Source organism: Microcystis sp. M_QC_C_20170808_M9Col (assembly GCF_007095495.1).
Lineage (GTDB): Bacteria > Cyanobacteriota > Cyanobacteriia > Cyanobacteriales > Microcystaceae > Microcystis > Microcystis aeruginosa.
Window position 1 is genome coordinate 1 of the sequence record NZ_SFBZ01000309.1, and the last position, 3,676, is coordinate 3,676.

Annotated in this window: 4 protein-coding genes and 1 pseudogene; 2 read left to right on the plus strand and 3 right to left on the minus strand. The window is 44.0% G+C overall.

Going from position 1 to position 3,676, the window contains the following annotated elements:
* Positions 1-430 precede the first annotated feature (430 nt).
* Positions 431-514, minus strand: a pseudogene (locus EWV68_RS22170) (type II toxin-antitoxin system RelE/ParE family toxin); the annotation flags it as partial.
* On the opposite strand from EWV68_RS22170, the gene arsM reads away from it, so the two are divergent.
* A complete protein-coding gene (gene arsM / locus EWV68_RS19570) occupies positions 514-1,488 on the plus strand; it encodes an arsenosugar biosynthesis arsenite methyltransferase ArsM (RefSeq protein WP_192845952.1) in 975 nt (324 codons plus the stop codon). The pseudogene EWV68_RS22170 and the gene arsM overlap by 1 nt on opposite strands.
* A 183-nt stretch (positions 1,489-1,671) precedes the next feature.
* A complete protein-coding gene (arsS, locus tag EWV68_RS19575) occupies positions 1,672-2,649 on the plus strand; it encodes an arsenosugar biosynthesis radical SAM (seleno)protein ArsS (RefSeq protein ID WP_061430347.1) in 978 nt (325 codons plus the stop codon).
* A 127-nt stretch (positions 2,650-2,776) separates the two neighbouring features.
* Here arsS and EWV68_RS19580 read toward each other — a convergent pair whose 3' ends face one another.
* On the minus strand, positions 2,777-3,049 hold the full coding sequence (locus tag EWV68_RS19580) for a DUF3143 domain-containing protein (protein ID WP_002770501.1): 273 nt from the start codon (positions 3,047-3,049) through the stop codon (positions 2,777-2,779).
* Between the two features lie 5 nt (positions 3,050-3,054).
* Positions 3,055-3,549, minus strand: coding sequence for a J domain-containing protein (locus tag EWV68_RS19585; protein ID WP_002763788.1), 495 nt, complete (start codon positions 3,547-3,549; stop codon positions 3,055-3,057).
* Positions 3,550-3,676: the final 127 nt, after the last annotated feature.

Genomic DNA, 3,676 nt, shown 5'->3' on the forward strand with positions numbered 1-3,676 from the left:
AGAGGTGAAGGGGGTACTTTGTTCGGTGCTAGACTGATATTTGAGTAAGCCAGACAGGAGCCAGAAAAAGATATTTATCAGAAAAGTCATGATCAAGCTAGAGGTTTAAAGACTGATCGAGTTCCAATTATTTTTATTCATAAATATTTTACACAATTGATACCAGGTAAGCAAGAGGGCTACGCCACTACTACCAAATCATTACCGAACAGGAGTCATTGTTAGAGATTTTGTGTCAATATAGAGCTAAAGCAAGAGAAAGAGAAATTTTAGCTAAAGAAGATTTATAGTCATTTCAGATAAGTCTGATACACTCTAGACCAGTTAAACCCTTATGAACTCTGGCATTGATATTCTCAATCTTAATTGAAATGACTATATTCGAGTTCTCGGAGCATCAAGATAAACTAAGACGCATTTTAAGCGTTTATAGGTCAGTACGAATGCTACGATAGCGTTGGGCGAGGATGCGAAGTCGGTCCTTGAATTGATCAGAGAAAAGGAGTTTAAAGGATGAAAATGACTTATCTGGAAGCTACTGCCAAATTTTACAGCGAAGTAGCCCAAACTCCCGAAGTGGGGCTATGTTGTGTCCACAGCAGTCCTTTGCAACTACCGGGGTTAAAAATCCCTGCCATTATGCAAGAGATGAACTATGGTTGTGGCACGACGGTGCAGGCCAATGAATTAGGCAATTCTCCCAGGGTTTTGTATGTGGGTGTGGGTGGTGGTTTAGAAGCACTGCAATTCGCCTATTTTTCCCGTCGTCCAGGGGGAGTCATTGCGGTGGATCCAGTGCCAGAAATGCGTTGGGCAGCCCAAAGAAATCTCAGCGAAGCGCTGCTGGAAAATCCCTGGTTTAGTCTCGATTTTGTGGAAATTAGAGATGGTTCCGCTTTTGAATTGCCGGTGGAGGATGCCTCCGTCGATGTAGTGGCGCAGAATTGTCTTTTTAATATCTTTAAACCAGCCGATTTACAGTTAGCTTTACGGGAAGCTTTTCGCGTCTTAAAACCGGGAGGACGTTTACTGATGAGCGATCCGATCGCCACTCGTCCAATCCCCGAACATTTGCAAGAAGATCAGCGTTTACGAGCTATGTGTCTATCGGGGGCTTTGACCTACGATGATTATATTAAACAGTTGATCGATGCTGGTTTTGGTCAGGTAGAAATTCGGGACCGTCGTCCCTATCGTTTACTGGACTGTCAGAGTTATAATTTAGCCGAGCCGCTCCTATTAGAAAGTTTGGATTCCGTTGCTTTTAAACTAGCTATTCCCGAAGATGGGGCCTGTATTTTTACGGGCAAAACTGCTATTTATACTGGTACGGAGGCAATTTTCGATGATGGTGCTGGGCATATTTTAGCCAAAGGATTGCCGGTGGCCGTCTGTGATAAAACTGCGGGCAACTTAGCTCGCTCCTCTCCCCAAGATATCCTCATCACCGAGTCCACTTGGCACTATAACGGGGGCGGTTGCTGTTAAAAAAGCAGCGTCGAGACAAGTTCGATCCCTCAGTTATCAGTTATCAGTTATCAGTTATCAGTTATCAGTTATCAGTTACCAGTTATCATTGATTAGTTATTGGTCACTGTTTACTGTTTACTGTTTACTGTTTACTGTTTACTAATTACTGTTTACTGTTTACTGTTTACTGATTACTCTCCCATGACTCCTTTTGTTGAGAAATTAAAAACTCCTTTAACTAAGCAAAAAATCTCGGTTCTGCAAATTAATTTGGGGAAAAGATGTAACCTTGCCTGTAGCCATTGTCATGTGGAAGCTAGTCCAGGTCGTTCCGAAGAAATGACTCCAGAAGTGTGCGAACAAATTATCGAACTGATCGAAAGATTTCCCCAAATTAAAACCGTCGATCTGACCGGTGGCGCCCCAGAAATGCTCTACGGTTTTAAGCCGATTGTGGAAATCTCTAGAAAAGCTGGGAAACAGGTAATTGTGCGCTCGAATTTAACTATTTATTTCGAGAAAGGATTTACTGATATTCCTGAATATTGCGCTGGCCATCAGTTGCGGGTGGTGGCTTCTTTACCCTGTTATCTTGCCGATAATGTGGATAAAATGCGCGGTCTGGGAGTCTATGACCGATCAATCGCCGCTTTACAATGGTTAAACCGTCTCGGCTACGCTCAAGAGCCGAATTTGATTGTGGATTTAGTCTATAATCCCCAGATTCCTAAGTCAGATAATTTTTCTCTCACACCGGATCAGGTATCCCTGACACGGGATTACAAAAAGTTCTTGCAAGAACATTTTAATATTTCTTTTAACAATCTATTTACTATCACTAACCTACCCGTCGGAAGGACACGCTTCCATCTGGAACACCGGCAACTCTATCAACCCTATATTCAATTCCTCGAAGACCATTTTAATGGCGATACTGTCGAGCATTTGATGTGTCGTAATCAGCTTTCCATTGATTATTTGGGTAATATCTATGACTGCGATTTTAATCAGATGGAAGATCTGGTCGCTTGCACCGGTCAAGGCCAAAAATTAACCCTGCCAGATTTATTACAAGCGGGTACTTTAGAGCTAATTGCAGAGGTACAAACCGCTTCCTATTGCTACGGTTGCACTGCCGGCAGCGGTTCCAGTTGTGGGGGAGCTTTGATTTCAATCTGAACAAGTGTACTGGATTGACAGCGTGCCTCGGAAAATTTAGTACAAATGCTCGGACTAGCTCTCCCTGCTACCAACTCCGCTGCTGTCTTAACGAGTAATCTTAGATAGTTAAAAGTTTAACCGATGATTAGGGACCGGAAAAAACCGCCGATTCGATATCTTGACGACTAAGGGAGTATTTAAAAGCGCGATTGATGTCACTGCCGTCATTGGCTGCCCGAAAGTAACGAACGGTGATTTCTTCGATATCGAGGCAGATTTCCGCTTTCCATGTCGGTTTTTCCACAGTCCAACAGTGGACATTCTCGGTATTTTTCCGACAACCTAATTTAACTAGCCATGCTTCGATCGCCGGTAAGGGATGATTATAGAGGGGAGTATCGGCAGTGGGAATCTTCATCGCATCTAAATCAAAAATAATTGGGCTACAGTGACGGCATTCTCTCCTCGAAGCATAGCAATAATCACCGCTAGTAACAAGCAGCCCAGCAGGGTGAGTGCCAAGATAAACAAAGCAAAAATTTCTCCCGAAGATAGGGGACGATCGGTAGGATCGAGATAGGCGCTACGATTAGCTATGGGTTCATCGCTATCGGGGATAGTTTGGATGACATTCCAGCGCGAGTAACCTATCTGTAAATCATACAGGGAACGGCGATCGGGATTACTCAGGGTGGCATAAGCTTCGTTAAGACGCTGGAATTTAACCGTTGCCACTTCGGGGCTGAGTTCGGTAGTATCGGGGTGGTATCGTTTACTGAGTTCCCGATAGGCTCGTCGCACTTCGATCACCGAGGCACTCGGATGTAGCCCGAGAATGGCATAATAGGTATTGGCAAAGCGCGAGTTAGCGGCAATGACTCGCGAGGTGGTTTGGGAATTATCGCGCTCGAAGGTCACAAGATTTTTTACCGAAAAATTGGGTTTAAAGCCTCGCCCTTTTAGGGCGACTTTATCTGATGTATGATATTAAGAATAGCGGGCCGGGTAAGCAACCGCTTAAAAAACCCAGTCATCGCAGGATGAA

Excerpts from the sequence above, each read along its gene's own strand:
- arsS (WP_061430347.1), top strand. The coding sequence starts at position 1,672 with ATGACTCCTTTTGTTGAGAAATTAAAAACTCCTTTAACTAAGCAAAAA.
- arsM (WP_192845952.1), top strand. The coding sequence starts at position 514 with ATGAAAATGACTTATCTGGAAGCTACTGCCAAATTTTACAGCGAAGTA.
- EWV68_RS19580 (WP_002770501.1), bottom strand. The coding sequence starts at position 3,049 with ATGAAGATTCCCACTGCCGATACTCCCCTCTATAATCATCCCTTACCG.